We start from the raw sequence: 15363 nt of genomic DNA, 5'->3' as shown, positions 1-15363 counted from the left end.
AACGACCCGGCGCACGCAGACCCGAACCACCTCAGAACCGCCACGAAGGAGGCGACAATGAATCGCAGGACCCGCATCAGCACGGCCCTCACCACCCTCGGAGTGGTCATGGCGATGGTCGCCGGCTGCTCCTCCGCCTCGGCGGCCGCCTCCGGCGCCGACGCGACCGGGAAGCTCGCCGAGCTGCACCTCGGCTACTTCGCCACGGTCACCCACACGCCCGCCCTGGTCGGCCTCTCGGAGGGCCTGATCCAGAAGGAGCTAGGCACGACCAAGCTCAAGACCGAGGTGTTCAGCGCCGGCCCCGCCGCCGTCGAGGCGCTCTCGGCGGGTGCGATCGACGCCGCCTACATCGGCCCGAACCCGGCGATCAACACGTTCATCAAGTCGGGCGGGGCGTCCGTGCGCGTCATCGCCGGGGCGACCTCGGGCGGTGCCTCGCTCGTCGTGCGCGACGGGATCACCTCGGCCGCCGACCTCAAGGGCAAGAAGATCGCGACGCCTCAGCTGGGCAACACCCAGGACGTGGCCCTGCGCACCTGGCTCTCGTCGAAGGGTCTGAAGACCGACATCTCCGGCGGCGGCGACGTGAAGATCACCCCGACCGACAACGCGCAGACGCTCACCCTGTTCAAGGACGGACAGCTCGACGGCGCGTGGCTCCCCGAGCCCTGGGCGTCGCGCCTGGTGGTCGAGGCCGGCGCGCACGTCCTGCAGGACGAGCGCGACCTCTGGCCGAACGGCCAGTTCCCGACCACGGTGCTGCTCGTCAGCAAGGACTTCGCCGACAAGCACCCGGACGCCGTCAAGGAGCTGCTGGCCGGCCACCTCGACGCACTCGAGTGGATCAAGACCCACCAGACCCAGCTCCCGACGGTCGTGAACGACGCACTCAAGAGCGCGACCGGCAAGGCGCTGTCCGCCGACGTGCTCACGCGCTCGCTCGGCAACGTCTCGTTCTCCGCGGACCCGAACGCGGCCGCCTTCTCGACGCTCGTCAAGAACGGTGTCACGGCCCGAACGCAGACGAAGGGCTCGATCAGCGGCCTGTTCGACCTGACCGCGCTCAACGCCGCTCTGAAGCAGCGCGGCGAGAGCACGGTCGGCGACGGCGGACTGGGAGCGAAGCAGTGACCGCGCCGCTCGCGCCGAGCTTCGACGGCATCGCACCGATCCTCCCCACGCAGGATCCGGTGGATCCTGCCGTGCGCCTCGCGCACGTCTCCAAGCGGTACGGATCCGGCCCGGTCGTCCTCGACGACGTCTCCCTGGACATCGCTCCCGGCGAGTTCGTCTGCCTGCTCGGCGCGAGCGGCTGCGGCAAGTCCACCCTGCTGAACCTCATCGCGGGGCTCGAGCCCGTGACCTCGGGGTCGCTCACGGCCCCGCCCGAGGGCGCCGCGGTGATGTTCCAGGACTCGGCACTCATGCCGTGGCTGAGCGCTCGGCGCAACGTCGAGCTCGCGCTGCGGCTGCGCGGCGTGCCGCGTGCCGAGCGCCGGGCCGAGGCGCTGCGCCTGCTCGGGATCGTGAACCTCGCGGACGCCGCCGAGAAGCGCCCGCACGAGCTGTCCGGCGGCATGCGGCAGCGCGTCGCGCTCGCCCGCGCGCTCGCGCAGGACCGCCCCGTGCTCCTCATGGACGAGCCCTTCGCCGCGCTCGACGCGATCACCCGCGACCTGCTGCACGAGGTGCTGGAGAACGTGTGGCGGGAGACCGGCCGCACGATCGTGTTCGTCACGCACAACGTCCGCGAGGCGGCCCGCCTCGGCCAGCGCGTCGTGCTGCTGTCCAGCCGGCCGGGCCGGGTCTCCCGCGAATGGCGCGTCGCCCGCACGCACAACCGCCGCATCGAGTCCCCCGAGGTCTCGGCGCTGGCCGCCGAGATCACCGTCGAGCTGAGGAAGGAGATCCGCCGCAATGCCGACTGAGCCGACCCCCTCCTCCTCCCTCCGGTCGTTGAGCGAGGACGCCGCAGGCGACCGAGACGAAACGCCGTCCCCGCGGATCGCCGCCGTTTCGTCTCGCGCCGGCTCCGCCGGTGCGCGCTCAACGACCCCGGGGGCGGACGACGAGCTCGCCCGTCTCGAGGCCGGTCTCGACCGCCTGCAGACCACGACGACCGCATCCGGATCCGAGTCGCGCACCCGCGCCCGCCTCGTCTCGATCCTCTCCCCCATCGCGCTGCTGGTCGTGCTCGTCGCGGCCTGGCAGCTCTACATCGTGATCGCGCACCCGCGCCCGGACAAGGCCCCGAGCCCGCTGCAGGTGCTCGGCGCGTTCGGCGACGCCTGGTCGACCGGGCGGCTGCAGGAGTCGGTGCTGACCAGCCTCGAGCGCGGCCTCGTCGGCTTCGTCATCTCGATCGCGATCGGCACGCCGATCGCGCTGCTGATGGCCGAGTGGAAGCCGCTCCGCCGTGCCGCCGGCCCCCTCATCTCGGGCCTGCAGGTGCTGCCGTCGGTCGCCTGGGTGCCCGCCGCGATCATCTGGTTCGGCCTGTCCGACGCCACGGTGTACTTCGTGATCCTGATGGGCGCGATCCCGTCGATCATCAACGGGCTGCTCTCCGGCATCGACCAGGTGCCGCCGCAGCTGCGTCGCGTCGGGACCGTGCTCGGCGCGAACGGCTGGCAGTCGGCGACCGCGATCGTGCTGCCCGCCGCCCTCCCCGGCTACCTGGGCGGACTCAAGCAGGGCTGGGCGTTCTCGTGGCGCTCGCTGATGGCGGCGGAGATCATCGCGAGCGGCGGATCCCTCGGGTTCGGCCTGGGCTCGATGATGCAGCAGGCCCGCGAGCTGGCCGATCTGCCCGGTGTGCTCGCCACGATCATCCTGATCCTCGCGATCGGGATCCTGATCGAACTCGCACTGTTCGCCCCGCTCGAGCGCACGGTGCTGCGCCGGCGGGGACTCATCGGAGGAGGATCCTGATGACTGCCATCCGGAACGGAACCGCCACTCTCGGCACCGTCACTCTTGTCGGTGCGGGCCCCGGCGACGCCGGCCTGCTCACCTTGCACGGCCTGCGCGCGCTCGAGCGCGCCGACGTCATCGTCGCCGACCGCCTCGGCGCCCGCGCGGTGCTCGACCAGCTGGCCGCCGAGGGCGTCGAGCTGCGCGCCGAGGTGATCGACGTGGGCAAGACCCCCGGCCACCACCCGGTGCCGCAGGAGGAGATCAACGCGCTCATCGTGCGGCACGCCCGCGCGGGCCGCGAGGTCGTGCGGTTGAAGGGCGGGGATCCGTTCGTGCTCGGCCGCGGCCGCGAGGAGTCGCTGTACTGCGAGGCCGAGGGCATCGCCGTCCGGGTCGTCCCCGGCGTCACCAGCGCGATCTCCGTGCCCGCCGTCGCCGGCATCCCGCTCACGCACCGCAACGTCGCCACGGCCTTCACCGTCGCGAGCGCGCACGATCCGATCGAGCAGCTGCCCGGCGGATCCGACCACACCGTCGTGCTGCTCATGGGCATCGGCACTCTCGGCCACACCGCCGGCGTGCTCGCCCGCGGCGCGCGCGGCGCCGACTGCCCCGTCGCGATCGTCGAGGACGGATACGGATCCGGCGAGCGCGTCACCGTCGGCACGCTCGGCGACATCGCCGCCCTCGCCGCCGTCCGCAAGGTGCGCAACCCCGCGGTCGTCGTCGTCGGCGACGTGGTGCGGCTGAGCCCGCACGCCGCGCACCTGCGTGACCGCGAGACCGAAACGACGTCGCGAGACCGCACGAATCATCCGCGGTCTCGAGCCGTGGGTTCGGTCTCGCGGTCAATGGCAGCCGCCCGTGCAACAACATCCACCCGATCCGACCGAAAGACTCTGCAGCCGTGACCGCTCCCTCTTCCGCCCCGCTCCGCGTCGCGATCGTCGGCGCCGGCCCCGCGGGCATCTACGCCGGCAACATCCTCTCGAACGCGATCGCCGCCCGCGACGACGGCGCGTTCGGCACCGTCGAGATCGACCTGTTCGAGTCGCTGCCGGCGCCCTACGGCCTGATCCGCTACGGCGTCGCGCCCGACCACCCCCGCATCAAGGGCATCGTGAACTCGCTGCACGAGATGCTCGACGCCCACGGCGTCGACGCCGACCGCCGGATCATCCGCTTCCTCGGCAACATCGAGGTCGGCCGCGACATCAGCCTCGCCGAGCTGCACGAGCGCTACCACGCCGTGATCCTCGCGACCGGCGCGATCCGCGACGCCGCCCTCGACATCCCCGGCGTCGACCTGCCCGGCTCGTACGGCGCCGCCGACTTCGTGGCCTGGTACGACGGCCACCCCGACGTGCCGCGCACCTGGCCCCTCGAGGACGAGCACGTCGCCGTGATCGGCAACGGCAACGTCGCCCTCGACGTCGCCCGTGTGCTCGCCAAGCTGCCGGAGAACCTGCGCAGCACCGAGGTGCCCGACAACGTGCTGGCGGGGCTCGAGGCCTCGGCCGTGACCGACGTGCACGTGTTCGGACGCCGCGGGCCCGCCGACATCAAGTTCACCCCGATCGAGCTCCGCGAGCTCGGCGAGGTCGCGGGCGTCGACATCCTCGTCGACGACGCCGACTTCGAGGGCGTGGACCCGGCCGCCGCCCCGAACAACCAGCTCAAGATCATGCTGCGCACCCTGAACGCCTGGCGCGACCGCCCGGAGAACAAGGGCGAGACCACGGGCGCCACCCGTCGCCTGCACCTGCACTTCTGGCACGCCCCCGTCGAGATCTCCGGCGACGACCGGGTCGCCTCGATCCGCTTCGAGCGCACCGCGCCGAACGCCGACGGATCCGTCCGCGGCACCGGCGAGTTCCGCGACTACCCGGTCTCGGCCGTGTACCGCGCCGTGGGGTACTTCGGCTCGCCGATCGTCGACGCGCCCTTCGACGACCGCCGCGGCGTCGTGCCGAACGAGGGCGGCCGGGTCGACGGCGTGCCGGGCCTGTACGCCACCGGCTGGATCAAGCGCGGACCGGTGGGCCTCATCGGCCACACCAAGTCCGACGCCACCGAGACGATCGCGAACCTCCTCGAGGACGCCGACGCCGGGCGCCTGCAGGATCCGACCGCGTCCGACGACGTCCTCGCCCTGCTCGCCGAGCGCGGCGTCGAGGTCACCACGTGGGACGGCTGGCTGGAACTCGACGCGCACGAGCGCGCGCTCGGCGCCGCCCACGTGCACACCCGCGAGCGGGTCAAGGTCGTGCCGCGCGAGGAGCAGGTCGAGATCTCCCGGAGCCCGTTCCTCTCGGCCAGCGCCGTGGTGACCTCGTGACGTACGTGATCGCGCTGCCCTGCGTCGACGTCAAGGACCGCGCGTGCATCGACGAGTGCCCCGTGGACTGCATCTACGAGGGCGAGCGCTCGCTCTACATCCACCCCGACGAGTGCGTCGACTGCGGCGCCTGCGAGCCGGTCTGCCCCGTCGAGGCGATCTACTACGAGGACGACCTGCCCGACGAGTGGTCCGACTACTACACGGCGAACGTCGACTTCTTCGCGGAGATCGGCTCGCCCGGCGGTGCGGCGAAGGTCGGGGTGTACTCGTTCGACCACCCGCTCGTGGCCGCGCTCCCGCCCCAGGGGGACGGCCATGACTGAGGGTCCCGCGGTCCCTGAGGTTCTCGACGGGACCGCGTCCGAGCCGTACGACGTGCTCATCATCGGCGGGGGCCCGGCCGGGCTCTCCGCCGCGCTGAACCTCGCCCGTTCGCTCGCGCGCGTGCTCATCGTCGACGCCGACCGTCCGCGCAACGCCGCCACGATCAACTCGCACGGCTTCCTCACGCGCGACGGGATCCCGCCGCACGAGCTGCGCAAGCTCGCGCGGGCCGAGCTCGCCGACTACCCGTCGGTCGAGATCCGCACGCGGCAGCGGGTGCTCTCGGTGGCGCGCACGGAGGATCCGGATCCGCTCTTCACGGCGTGGATCGGACGGACGACCGCCACCGAGACGGTCCAGGCGCGTGCGGTGCTGCTGGCGACCGGGCTGCGGGAGACCCTGCCCGAGGTCCCGGACCTGCGCGGCTTCTACGGCATGAGCCTGTTCAGTTGCGCCGCGTGCGACGGGTTCGAGATGCGCGACCGCCCGATCGCGCTGATCGGCCAGTCCGACGACCTCGCCGACCGGGCCAGGCTCGTCGCCCGGTGGAGCCGTGACCTCACCGTCTTCACGCACGGCGCCCCCGTGATCGACGCGGTGGCAGAGGCGGAGCTCGCCGCACTCGGCCTCACGGTCGAACGTCGCCCGATCCGCGCGCTGATCGGCGAGAAGGGCCGGCTCGAGGCCGCCGAACTCGAGGACGGCACCCGGATCCCGCTCGAGGGCGGCTTCGTGCGCCCGGAATGGTCGCTCGACCTGGGCTTCCTGTCCGGGATCGACCCGCAGCTCGACGATGGAGGGCACCTGATCACCGACGGATCCGGCCGCACCAGCGAGCGCGGCCTGTACGCCGCCGGCGACGCCGCCTCCCCCGGCCCGCAGCAGCTCATCGTCGCGGCCGGCGCCGGAGCGCGGGCCGCCGCCGTGATCGTGCACGACTCGCTCGGTGTGACGACCGCGCACTGACCCGGGGCGCGACCCGCCCCGACCCTGGCTCTCCCGCACAGCCCCACTCCGCTCCCGGACCGTGTCCCACTCCGCTCCCGGACCGTGTCCCACTTTTCACACCACCGTGTCCCACTTTCTGCTGCCTGAACCCCGTTTCAGCAGCAGAAAGTGGGACACTGTGGGTGCTCAGCCCGGATCAGCCCGGCTCAGCGCACAGCGTCCAGCACTCGCGCGAGCGGATCCGGCAGTCGCTCGGCGGGCAGCGCCGCGATCACGTCCGCGGCGAAGCGCGCCTTGCGCCCGCTCGCGGTGGCGGCGAAACGGTGCAGCTGCGCCTCGACCGAGCGGACCCGCTGCGCCGGCTGCCCCTGGAACGTGCGGAACAGCGCCAGCTCCCCGCGAGCGGCCAGCGTCTCCAGCACGAGCTCCGGCCCGGCCGCGCGGATCACCTCGTCCTCCAGATCCTGGTCGCAGCCGAAGAAGCCGAGCGCGGCCACCGGATCGGGATCCGGATCTGACACGCCATCCGGCAGCATCCCGCTCGCGACGAGCGCGCCGACGACGTACCGCAGCTCGGCCGCGTCGTAGAGCCCGCGCACGGGCACGAGCGGATCGCGCCGCTCCAGCCACGAGCGCAGGTTCGTGATCCCGCCCAGCGACACCACGTCGGCGCGAGCGTCCAGGCTCGGCTCCCCGCGCACGAGCGCGGCCTCGATGAGGGCGAGCCGATCGCTCTCCCCCTCGACGAGCACGATGGGCAGCACCATGGTCCGACGTTACCCGGTCGCACGCGCCCGGGCGTCGAACCCCGGGCGCACCCTCCGCGGGTACCGAACTCAGTCAGGACTCCCGCACCGGCCCCCCCTCCGCCGGGATGAAGGCCGCACCGACTGAGTTCGGCACGCGGATCCGGGCGCACGCGACCGCGACCAGACGCTGCGATGCCCGATCCGGCGTGCCGCTACCCTCCGTTCACCCGCACGCACGAGACTCTGAGCATGAGCAACGGCGATCAGCCCGAGCCGCCGGCGACCGCCAACAGCGGCGCCGTCGCGGTCGTGGGACTGGAACTGCGCGGCGACACTCCCGCGCCGAAGAAGCAGGTCTACTCCTGGGCGCTGTGGGACTGGGCGACGCAGCCCTTCCACTCCGTGATCCTCACCTTCATCTTCACCGCGCTGTACCTCGTGTCCAACGCGTTCCTGCCGTCTGACATCGCCGAGCTCCCGGAGAAGGATCCCGCGAAGGTCGCCGCGATCGCGGACCTCGCGAGCGGACTGGGGCTGGGCGCGACGATCGCCGGCATCGGGATCCTGCTGCTCGCCCCCGTGCTCGGACAGCGCGCCGACGCGGCCGGCCGGCAGAAGCTGTGGCTGGGGATCGGCACGGGCGCCCTGATCCTGTGCATGTTCGGCCTCTGGTTCGTCACGCCGACGCCGGCGCTGTTCTGGCTCGGTGTCGCGCTCGTCTCGGCCGGCACGGTGTTCAGCGAGATCGCGTCGGTGAACTCGAACGCGATGCTCATCTCGATCGCGACCTCGAAGACCGTCGGCCGGGTGTCCGGGATCGGCTGGGGCTTCGGCTACCTCGGCGGGATCGTCGCGCTCGCGCTGGTGATCGTGTTGAACAGGGCGCAATGGTTCGGGCTCTCGACGGAGGGCGGCCTGCCGTTCCGCGTCATCGCGGTCGGCTGCGCCGTGTGGGCGATCCTGTTCTCGATCCCGATCTTCCTCAACGTGCCGGAGCCGTCGATGGGCCGCCCCGATCGCAAGGTCGGCTTCTTCACCTCGTACGTGCTGCTCGTGAAGGACGTCATCGGCCTCTACCGCGACGAGCGCACCCGCACGACGTTCTGGTTCCTCGTCGCGAGCGCGGTGTTCCGCGACGGGCTCGCGGGCGTGTTCGCGTTCGGCGCCGTGATCGGAAAGACCGTGTTCGGCTTCGGCTTCGACGACCTCGTGATCTTCGGTGTCGCGGCCAACCTCATCGCCGGAGTCTCCACGATCCTCGTCGGCCGTCTGGACGACCGCTGGGGCCCCAAGCGCCTGATCCTGCTCTCGCTCGCGTGCATGACGATCGCCGGACTGGCGGTGTTCGCGTTCGCCGACGCGGGCAAGACGGTGTTCTGGGTGGGCGGGCTGATCCTCTGCGCCTTCGTCGGCCCGGCGCAGTCGGCGGCGCGGTCGTTCCTGGCGCGGGTCACGCCCGCGGGCCGCGAGGGCGAGGTCTTCGGCCTGTACGCCACCACAGGGCGGGCGGCGAGCTGGATCGCCCCCGGCGCCTGGACGGTGCTCATCTGGCTCACCGGCGCGACGAAGTTCGGGATCCTCGGGATCGTGGTGGTGCTGCTCGCCGGGCTGCTGCTGCTCCTGCCGGTGCGGGAGCGCGCGCGGGCCTGATCCGGTCGATCGACCCCGATCAGCGCCAGTTGTCGGCGACCTTGGCCAGCAGCCGGGCGAACTCGTGCTGCTCCTCGGGCGTCAGGGCGGCGAGCGCGCCACGCAGCGCCTCGCGCCGCTCCCCGCGGAAGCCGCGGATCATCCGCCGTCCGTCGTCGGTGAGGACGATACGGGTGCGGCGGGCGTCGTCCGGATCCGCTTCGCGCAGCAGCCAGCCGCGCTCGACGCCCTGCTGCACCAGCCGGGACGCGCGCGGCTGATCCACGCCGATCGCCTCGCCCACCGCGCTCACGCTGAGCGGGCCGCCGGCGAGCGCGTCCAGCATGCGCAGCCGGGCGGGTACCTCGCCGCGCGCACCGGGGTCACCGCCCCACGGCATGCCGCGCCAGTGCGGGCCGCCGTGCGCGTGCGGATCCCCGTGCGGGCCCCCATGACCGCCGTGCATCGGCATGCCCTCGTGCCTCGGGAGGCCCTCGTGCAGTCGGTCGTGCTCGCGCGGACCCCGGCCGTGCGGGCCGCGGCCGCGCAGGCGCGCGAGCGCCGCGACGATCGCATCGAGGGGATCCGGGATCTCAGGTTCTGCCACCCTCCGATTTTACATGTGACTTGACATGGATTCAGATTGCATGTCACACTGCATATACATGCACTATGACAAGCAAAGGACATCACCCATGAACACCCCTGACGACACCCCCGCTCCCAGCGGCCGTCCGTTCGGCTTCTGGATCACCGCCGTCGACCGTCTCGTCGCCGACCGGTTCGCGACCGCGTTCGAGGACGAGGGGATCACCCGCCGCGAGTGGCGGATCCTGAACCTCCTCGATGGCACGGTCCCCGCCGACCGCGTGCCGCACGGCCCGAAGCTGCGCCGCCTCGCCGAGCTCGGCTGGATCGAACGCGGCGACCCCGGCTGGACGCTGACCGCACCGGGCGCCGCCGCGAAGGCGCGCCTGACCTCGGCCGTCTCGGAGATCCACGCCCAGGTCGCCGGCATCCTCGACGAGGACGAGTTCACCGCGATGGCGGCCTCCCTCGAGAAGCTCGCCCGAGGTCTCGGCTGGCAGGAGGGCACCCGCCTCCCGCGCCGCCCCCGCGCCGAGCGCGCGGGACGGGGCTCCGACCCTCGCGGATCCGGGCGCCTATCCGGCTTCGATCCGCGCGAGCACCATGCCGAGTTCCACCGGCGCTTCGGCCACGGCCGGTTCGGGCGCCCCGAGTTCGGCCCCCACCCGCACGGACACGGCGACGGACACGGCGAGGACTGCGACCGTCGCGCCGCGTTTGAGCACGGTCTGCGCCACGGGCACGCCCCGTCCGAGCACACGGGCTTCGAGCAGCCGGGCTTCGAGCAGCCGGACTTCGGGCACGCCGGCTTCGGGCAGCCTGGCTTCGGCGGACGCGACTTCCCGCACCACGGTGGACGCCGCGGCCCGGGGAACCACCTTCACATCCACCTGCACGACTGATCGTGCACGGGCCTAGAGGGCGAGGGATCCGCGGGCCCCTCGCCCTCCGTCTTCCGCACGCCGGAATAGCCGCCCCCGCACCACGGTTCCCCTCACCATGACTCTCATCGCGGAAGGCCGCCCGGCGCACGACGTCGCGGCGCCGGGCGCGATGCGGGAGGACCCGGGCGCGGTCGAGGCGCTGCTCGCCGCGGTCGACGTGCGTCTGCGCCGTCAGGTGCGGATCGCCCCCGCCCCGGGCGAGATCGTCGCCCTCGAGCGCGACGCGCTCTCCCTCGTCTACGTGATCGAGGGCGCCGTGCGCACGCTGTGCGACGGACGCCCGATGTCGCTCGCGGCCGGCGATGCGATCCTCACCCCCGGCCGTTCGGCCCTGTCGCTGCGGACGGATCCCGGCGCCCGGATCCTCGTCTCCACCCTCGCCCTCACCGACCGAGCCCGGCACGTCGCCGACGCCCTCCCCGACCTCGCGCTGGTCCGCGACTTCGCCCACCACGAGCCGGCCGCCGCCACGCTCGCCACCCAGCTCGGCGAGGATCTCACCGCCGCACCGCTCGGCTCGCCGCAGCGCGCGGGCGACGGGGTCGTCTGCCGGATGATGGCGAACACCGTGCTCGTCTCGGTGATCCGGGCGTGGGCCGCGCACGGCTGCGCGCCGGCGGGCTGGCCGGCGCGCACGAGCGACCCGTTCCTGGAGAAGGTGATCGAGGCGATCCACGCCGCGCCCGGCCGGGACTGGACCGTCGAGGGCCTCGCCAACGTCGGCGCGATGTCGCGCACGGTGTTCGCCGAGCGGTTCCGCGCGGCGTTCGGCACATCCCCGGCGAGCTACGTCACGGACGTGCGGATCCGCGCCGCGCAGGACCGTCTCGCCCTCGGCTGCCAGGTCAGCGAGATCTCCCGCGACCTCGGCTACAACTCCGACGAGGGCTTCAGCCGCGCGTTCCGCCGTCGCACGGGCCAGACGCCGTCCGCCTGGCGGCTGGCCCGCACGGCCTGAGCACCCTCGCAACCCCCGCACCCCTCTGCTCGCTGGTCGCGAATCGTCGCCAAACCGCCCGAATGAGGGCGTGTCGCGACCAGCGAGCGAGGTGGGCGACGGCCCGTCGACGGGCTCGGGGGCCGGAGGGACCGTGCGGATCCTGAACCGGTTGGAGTCCGGATCCGCCCCGGCGACCTCAGCGCCGGGTGCCGAGCCGGGCGGACACCCCGAACAGCACGGCCCCGACGACCAGGGCGGCCGCGCCGACGACGTAGACCTGGGCGATGCCGATGCCGTCGACGAGCACGCCGCCGACACCCGCGGCGGTCATGATCGCGGCCTGGAAGCCCATCACGACCAGGCTCCCGCCCGCCTCGAGGCGGTCCGGCATGCGGTGCCCGATCCAGGTGTTCACGATGAGCAGCCAGGAGGCGAAGAACACGCCCCACACGAACGCGACCGCGCCGACCGCCCAGAGGGATCCCGACAGGGCGATCATCAGCAGCACCATCGCGGCGAGCGCGAGCGGCGTGACGACCGCGAGCATGCGGTAGTGCCGATCGACGACGAGGCCGATGAGGACGTTGCCGACCAGACCGCCGATGCCGAACAGGGCGAGCAGCAGGATCACCGTGTCGGCGCCGATCGCGGCGTGCCCGCCCGGCGCCTGCACGCGCTCGAGCGCCAGTCGGATGTACGTGTAGGCGAGGAAATGCCCGAGCACCACGAGGACGTGCCCGACGATGCCGAGCCCGATCCCGGGACGGCGGAACGTGTCGACGAGCGTGGTCAGCCGTGCGGCTCCCTCCGCGGGGACGCTCGGGAGCAGGATCCGCAGGGCGACGGCGAGCAGGACGGAGGCGGCCGACGCGATCCCGAACACCCCGCGCCAGTCGACCACCTGGCTGAGCAGCACACCCGCGGGCACGCCCGCCACGGTCGCGAGGGACGTGCCCCCGGCGGTGAACATCATCGCCCGGCCGAGCCGCTCCTGACCGGCGATCCCGGCGGCGACCGTCACCGACATCGACCAGAAGCCGCTCAGCGACGCCCCGAGCAGCACGCGCGCGAGGAGCAGCAGCGGCAGGCTCGGCGCGATCGCCACGACGAGGTTGGAGACCGCGGCGCCGACGGCCATCCAGACGAGCAGGGATCGGCGGTCCAGCCGCGGAAGCAGGAGTCCGATCGTCGGCGCCACGATGAGCCCGGCGAGCGCCGTGACGGTGACCATCTGCCCGGCCTGACCCGGGGTGACCCCGATCGCGGTGGCGATGTCGGTGAGCAGACCGCCGGGCAGGAACTCGGCCGTGACGAGCAGGAACGCCGTCGTCATCATGGCGAGCAGGGCGCCGTAGTTCAGGCGCGCCGGCGCGACGGCGGCGGTGGGGACAGGGGCGGTCGTGGTCATGCTTCCAGCCTGGTCGATCTCGCCCGCGCTCGCCCGACCGTGCGTCCGGCGGACCCGACCGATCGTCCGGATCGCCGCGTCAGGCGAGAGGCAGCACCGCAGTCGGGAGCCCGGCGGCGGTCGGGAACGGCCAGGCCGCGTGGGCGACGAGGAAGACGATGAGAGCGATCGCCCCGATCAGCAGGGCGGCGAGGAGGAACACGACGAACACGATCAGACCGAGGTAGCCGCCGCTCCCGCCCTCGGGCGCGAGCGGGGCGGGAGTCGGACCGGACCGCTCCGGCGCGAGCGGTTCGAGCGGCGGGAGCGGTGACGCGGCAGGATCCGCAGCCGGATCGGTCCGCTCGGAGGCGGCTGCCGGCTCCGGCTCGCCGAACAGCGAAGGATCCGGATCCGCGAGGATCTCGGCCAGCCCGGGGGTCTCCTCCGCAGGCGCGGCCTCCTCGGGCGTCGCGAGGAGGCCGGCGAGCGGACCGGACTCCTCGGCGGGCGCGATCTCGGGGTCGGCGAGGAGGTCCGCCAGGCCCTCGGACTCGACGGGTGCCGGCGCAAGGCCGGCGTCGCCCGTGGGCGGTGCGACCCCGCCGGGCGAGGGAGCTTCGGACGCGGGACCGGGTTCCGCCAGGGACTGCGCGTCCTCGGGTAATGGATCCGTCGCGTCCGCGGTCAACTCAGCCTCCGGTGGATCCCGCGTCGGTGGTCCCGACGTCGGTGCGGTGGAAGTTCTGGAAGGAGCGCGACGCGGTCGGGCCGCGCTGGCCCTGGTAGCGGTTGCCGTACGGGCCGGATCCGTACGGGTTCTCGGCCGGCGACGTCAGCTGGAAGAAGCACAGCTGCCCGATCTTCATGCCCGGCCAGAGCTTGATCGGCAGCGTCGCGACGTTCGCGAGCTCGAGCGTGACGTGCCCGGAGAAGCCCGGGTCGATGAAGCCCGCCGTGGAGTGCGTGATGAGGCCGAGCCGGCCCAGCGACGACTTGCCCTCGAGGCGCGCGGCGACGTCGTCCGCGAGGGAGACCTGCTCGAACGTCGCACCGAGAGCGAACTCGCCGGGGTGCAGGATGAACGGCTCCTCCGGGGACACCTCGATCATCCTGGTCAGCTCGGGCTGGTCGTCCGACGGATCGATGAACGGGTACTTGTGGTTGTCGAACAGCCGGAAGTAGCGGTCCAGCCGCACGTCGATGCTCGACGGCTGGATCATCGTCGGCTCGAGCGGATCGAGCCCGATCCGTCCGGTGTCGAGTCCCGCCCTGATGTCTCGGTCGCTCAGCAGCACAGGATCAGCCTACCGAGGCCTGGTCTGTTACGCTGGCCAGGCGTCATCGACGCACGGGGCTGTAGTTCAATGGCAGAACTTCTGCTTCCCAAGCAGACAGCGCGGGTTCGATTCCCGTCAGCCCCTCCGCAACGAGAGAAGGCTCTCACCGACAGGTGAGGGCCTTCTCTCGTCGATCGGGTGCTGCCGACCTCAGAGTCCCTGGATGGAACCCTCGTATCCGAGCATCGGGTCGTCGGGCGGGGGCGGGATGAACCCCTCTTCGTCGTCGGCTTCGTCCTCGAGGGGCTCCTCGTCGGCGGCGTCCTGCTCCTCGATGCGGTCGTCGTCCTCGTCGTGACCCATGTCGTCCTCCTTCGTGGCGGAACCGATCCGAGACGCGCCGTCCTCGCCGCCCGCGCGCGGACCGGCGGGATCCCAGCCGTCTCACCGGCAGGGTATGACGGTGACGAGGAGTTATCAAGGGTCCGCGATCATCCCGTTCTCACGACGACGACGCGTCCCGCCGAGCGTCCTTCAGGGCGCGACCGCGCGCCCGAGGGTGCGACTCAGAGCCCGTAGACGCGGCGGGCGTTCTCCGCGCCGATCATCTCCAGCACTCGGCAGGCGTCGCGCTCGCTCCACTCCCTTCGTATGTAAGAAGAGCCTCGTCCTTCGGGACGAGGCTCGTCTTGAGTTCTGGTGCGGGTGCGGGTGACGGCGTCAAGTGCCGGGCACCCATTCGACCTTCATGTCGGGACGGACCACCACGGTCTCGCCCGGCTGAAGGGTATGGTCACCCCGGTCGGAGCCAATGTGGTTGTACCGCCCGATCCAGTAGCGGTTCGTGCAGAGACGGGCACCGATGGACCAGGTGTCGTCGCCGGGCGCGGCCGTGTAGCTGACGATGTTCCCTGCGGCGTCACGGTTCACGGTGCCGGTCGCGCCCTGCGACGATCCGCGGTCTTGAGGCTCTCCGATGAGCCTGCCGTAGAACGGGCCGGCATCCGAGGTGTGGGTGTTCACTCCGAAGATCTCGATCTTCGAATACGTCGTGCACCCGTTCGGAAGATCGCTGACTTTCACTGGTTCGTCCTCCCCGAGCCAGATGACGCGGTCCGGATCGGGGGTCGGCGTGACCGTGGGGCCAGGTGCCACCTCCGGCGCGTTCTCCTTGGTCGGCAGAGGATGGGCGGACGTCGTGATCACCGCGACGAAGGGCGGCGCTGCGAGAGTCACGAGCCCCACGACCGCGAGCCAGGCGATCGTGTACGTGACCACCGCGGCGCGCTTCATAACCAGAACCTAACCCGTGCA

General features: G+C 72.1%; 17 protein-coding genes and 1 tRNA gene. 11 read left to right on the top strand and 7 right to left on the bottom strand.

Annotation, left to right across the window (positions count from 1 at the left end):
* Positions 1-57 precede the first annotated feature (57 nt).
* The 7 genes from RBR11_RS13625 to RBR11_RS13595 are packed head-to-tail and all read left to right on the top strand — an operon-like array spanning position 58 to position 6550.
* Positions 58-1134 (top strand): ABC transporter substrate-binding protein, encoded by a 1077-nt coding sequence (locus RBR11_RS13625; RefSeq protein ID WP_308489891.1) that lies wholly within the window; start codon positions 58-60, stop codon positions 1132-1134.
* 38 nt (positions 1135-1172) lie between these two features.
* Positions 1173-1931 (top strand): ABC transporter ATP-binding protein, encoded by a 759-nt coding sequence (locus RBR11_RS13620; protein ID WP_373889802.1) that lies wholly within the window; start codon positions 1173-1175, stop codon positions 1929-1931.
* On the top strand, positions 1921-2934 hold the full coding sequence (locus RBR11_RS13615) for an ABC transporter permease (protein WP_308489890.1): 1014 nt from the start codon (positions 1921-1923) through the stop codon (positions 2932-2934). The genes RBR11_RS13620 and RBR11_RS13615 overlap by 11 nt, the downstream gene beginning before the upstream one ends.
* On the top strand, positions 2934-3830 hold the full coding sequence (cobA, locus tag RBR11_RS13610) for a uroporphyrinogen-III C-methyltransferase (protein WP_308489889.1): 897 nt from the start codon (positions 2934-2936) through the stop codon (positions 3828-3830). The genes RBR11_RS13615 and cobA overlap by 1 nt, the downstream gene beginning before the upstream one ends.
* Positions 3827-5257, top strand: coding sequence for an FAD-dependent oxidoreductase (locus RBR11_RS13605; protein WP_308489888.1), 1431 nt, complete (start codon positions 3827-3829; stop codon positions 5255-5257). The genes cobA and RBR11_RS13605 overlap by 4 nt, the downstream gene beginning before the upstream one ends.
* Complete coding sequence (fdxA, locus tag RBR11_RS13600; RefSeq protein ID WP_308489887.1) at positions 5254-5583, top strand: ferredoxin; 330 nt, start codon at positions 5254-5256, stop codon at positions 5581-5583. The genes RBR11_RS13605 and fdxA overlap by 4 nt, the downstream gene beginning before the upstream one ends.
* The gene (locus RBR11_RS13595) at positions 5576-6550 is read left to right on the top strand and encodes an NAD(P)/FAD-dependent oxidoreductase (RefSeq protein WP_308489886.1); all 975 of its coding nucleotides are present in this window, start codon (positions 5576-5578) and stop codon (positions 6548-6550) included. Before fdxA ends, RBR11_RS13595 begins: the two co-directional genes overlap by 8 nt.
* A gap of 188 nt (positions 6551-6738) precedes the next feature.
* On the opposite strand, the gene RBR11_RS13590 is transcribed toward RBR11_RS13595, so the two are convergent.
* Positions 6739-7299: an ATP-dependent endonuclease gene (locus RBR11_RS13590; protein ID WP_308489885.1), complete on the bottom strand. Its 561-nt coding sequence runs from the start codon at positions 7297-7299 to the stop codon at positions 6739-6741.
* Between the two features lie 231 nt (positions 7300-7530).
* On the opposite strand from RBR11_RS13590, the gene RBR11_RS13585 reads away from it, so the two are divergent.
* Positions 7531-8931, top strand: a complete 1401-nt coding sequence (locus RBR11_RS13585) for an MFS transporter (protein ID WP_308489883.1) — start codon at positions 7531-7533, stop codon at positions 8929-8931.
* A 19-nt stretch (positions 8932-8950) separates the two neighbouring features.
* On the opposite strand, the gene RBR11_RS13580 is transcribed toward RBR11_RS13585, so the two are convergent.
* Positions 8951-9517, bottom strand: a complete 567-nt coding sequence (locus tag RBR11_RS13580; RefSeq protein WP_308489882.1) for a MarR family winged helix-turn-helix transcriptional regulator — start codon at positions 9515-9517, stop codon at positions 8951-8953.
* An 88-nt stretch (positions 9518-9605) separates the two neighbouring features.
* Between RBR11_RS13580 and RBR11_RS13575 the strand changes: the two genes are divergently transcribed.
* Both RBR11_RS13575 and RBR11_RS13570 read left to right on the top strand, forming a co-directional pair.
* Positions 9606-10400 carry a MarR family winged helix-turn-helix transcriptional regulator gene (locus tag RBR11_RS13575; protein WP_308489881.1) on the top strand — a complete coding sequence of 265 codons (795 nt, stop codon included), beginning with the start codon at positions 9606-9608 and terminating at the stop codon, positions 10398-10400.
* A gap of 97 nt (positions 10401-10497) precedes the next feature.
* Positions 10498-11400 (top strand): helix-turn-helix domain-containing protein, encoded by a 903-nt coding sequence (locus RBR11_RS13570; protein WP_308489880.1) that lies wholly within the window; start codon positions 10498-10500, stop codon positions 11398-11400.
* A 178-nt stretch (positions 11401-11578) separates the two neighbouring features.
* Here RBR11_RS13570 and RBR11_RS13565 read toward each other — a convergent pair whose 3' ends face one another.
* The 3 genes from RBR11_RS13565 to dcd form a co-directional block, all read right to left on the bottom strand.
* On the bottom strand, positions 11579-12790 hold the full coding sequence (locus RBR11_RS13565; RefSeq protein ID WP_308489879.1) for an MFS transporter: 1212 nt from the start codon (positions 12788-12790) through the stop codon (positions 11579-11581).
* Positions 12791-12869: 79 nt separating this feature from the next.
* A complete protein-coding gene (locus RBR11_RS13560) occupies positions 12870-13460 on the bottom strand; it encodes a hypothetical protein (RefSeq protein ID WP_308489878.1) in 591 nt (196 codons plus the stop codon).
* A gap of 1 nt (position 13461) precedes the next feature.
* Positions 13462-14067, bottom strand: a complete 606-nt coding sequence (dcd, locus tag RBR11_RS13555; RefSeq protein ID WP_308489877.1) for a dCTP deaminase — start codon at positions 14065-14067, stop codon at positions 13462-13464.
* A 55-nt stretch (positions 14068-14122) separates the two neighbouring features.
* Here dcd and RBR11_RS13550 point away from each other — a divergent pair.
* Positions 14123-14193: transfer RNA gene (locus tag RBR11_RS13550), tRNA-Gly, on the top strand.
* Positions 14194-14259: 66 nt separating this feature from the next.
* On the opposite strand, the gene RBR11_RS13545 is transcribed toward RBR11_RS13550, so the two are convergent.
* Positions 14260-14412 carry a hypothetical protein gene (locus RBR11_RS13545; RefSeq protein WP_308489876.1) on the bottom strand — a complete coding sequence of 51 codons (153 nt, stop codon included), beginning with the start codon at positions 14410-14412 and terminating at the stop codon, positions 14260-14262.
* 357 nt (positions 14413-14769) lie between these two features.
* Positions 14770-15342 carry a hypothetical protein gene (locus tag RBR11_RS13540; protein ID WP_308489875.1) on the bottom strand — a complete coding sequence of 191 codons (573 nt, stop codon included), beginning with the start codon at positions 15340-15342 and terminating at the stop codon, positions 14770-14772.
* Between the last annotated feature and the right edge of the window lie 21 nt (positions 15343-15363).

Origin of the sequence: Microbacterium capsulatum (genome assembly GCF_030865425.1) — a bacterium.
GTDB classification, from domain to species: domain Bacteria; phylum Actinomycetota; class Actinomycetes; order Actinomycetales; family Microbacteriaceae; genus Microbacterium; species Microbacterium capsulatum.
Note: the sequence above shows the minus strand (reverse complement) of the source record. Positions and strands in the feature narration are given on the sequence as shown.

What these genes read in the sequence shown, in the direction of transcription:
- RBR11_RS13625 (WP_308489891.1), top strand. Translation starts at nt 58, where the DNA reads ATGAATCGCAGGACCCGCATCAGCACGGCCCTCACCACCCTCGGAGTG.
- RBR11_RS13615 (WP_308489890.1), top strand. Translation starts at nt 1,921, where the DNA reads ATGCCGACTGAGCCGACCCCCTCCTCCTCCCTCCGGTCGTTGAGCGAG.
- cobA (WP_308489889.1), top strand. Translation starts at nt 2,934, where the DNA reads ATGACTGCCATCCGGAACGGAACCGCCACTCTCGGCACCGTCACTCTT.
- RBR11_RS13595 (WP_308489886.1), top strand. Translation starts at nt 5,576, where the DNA reads ATGACTGAGGGTCCCGCGGTCCCTGAGGTTCTCGACGGGACCGCGTCC.
- RBR11_RS13590 (WP_308489885.1), bottom strand. Translation starts at nt 7,299, where the DNA reads ATGGTGCTGCCCATCGTGCTCGTCGAGGGGGAGAGCGATCGGCTCGCC.
- RBR11_RS13585 (WP_308489883.1), top strand. Translation starts at nt 7,531, where the DNA reads ATGAGCAACGGCGATCAGCCCGAGCCGCCGGCGACCGCCAACAGCGGC.
- RBR11_RS13575 (WP_308489881.1), top strand. Translation starts at nt 9,606, where the DNA reads ATGAACACCCCTGACGACACCCCCGCTCCCAGCGGCCGTCCGTTCGGC.
- RBR11_RS13570 (WP_308489880.1), top strand. Translation starts at nt 10,498, where the DNA reads ATGACTCTCATCGCGGAAGGCCGCCCGGCGCACGACGTCGCGGCGCCG.
- RBR11_RS13565 (WP_308489879.1), bottom strand. Translation starts at nt 12,790, where the DNA reads ATGACCACGACCGCCCCTGTCCCCACCGCCGCCGTCGCGCCGGCGCGC.
- RBR11_RS13545 (WP_308489876.1), bottom strand. Translation starts at nt 14,412, where the DNA reads ATGGGTCACGACGAGGACGACGACCGCATCGAGGAGCAGGACGCCGCC.
- RBR11_RS13540 (WP_308489875.1), bottom strand. Translation starts at nt 15,342, where the DNA reads ATGAAGCGCGCCGCGGTGGTCACGTACACGATCGCCTGGCTCGCGGTC.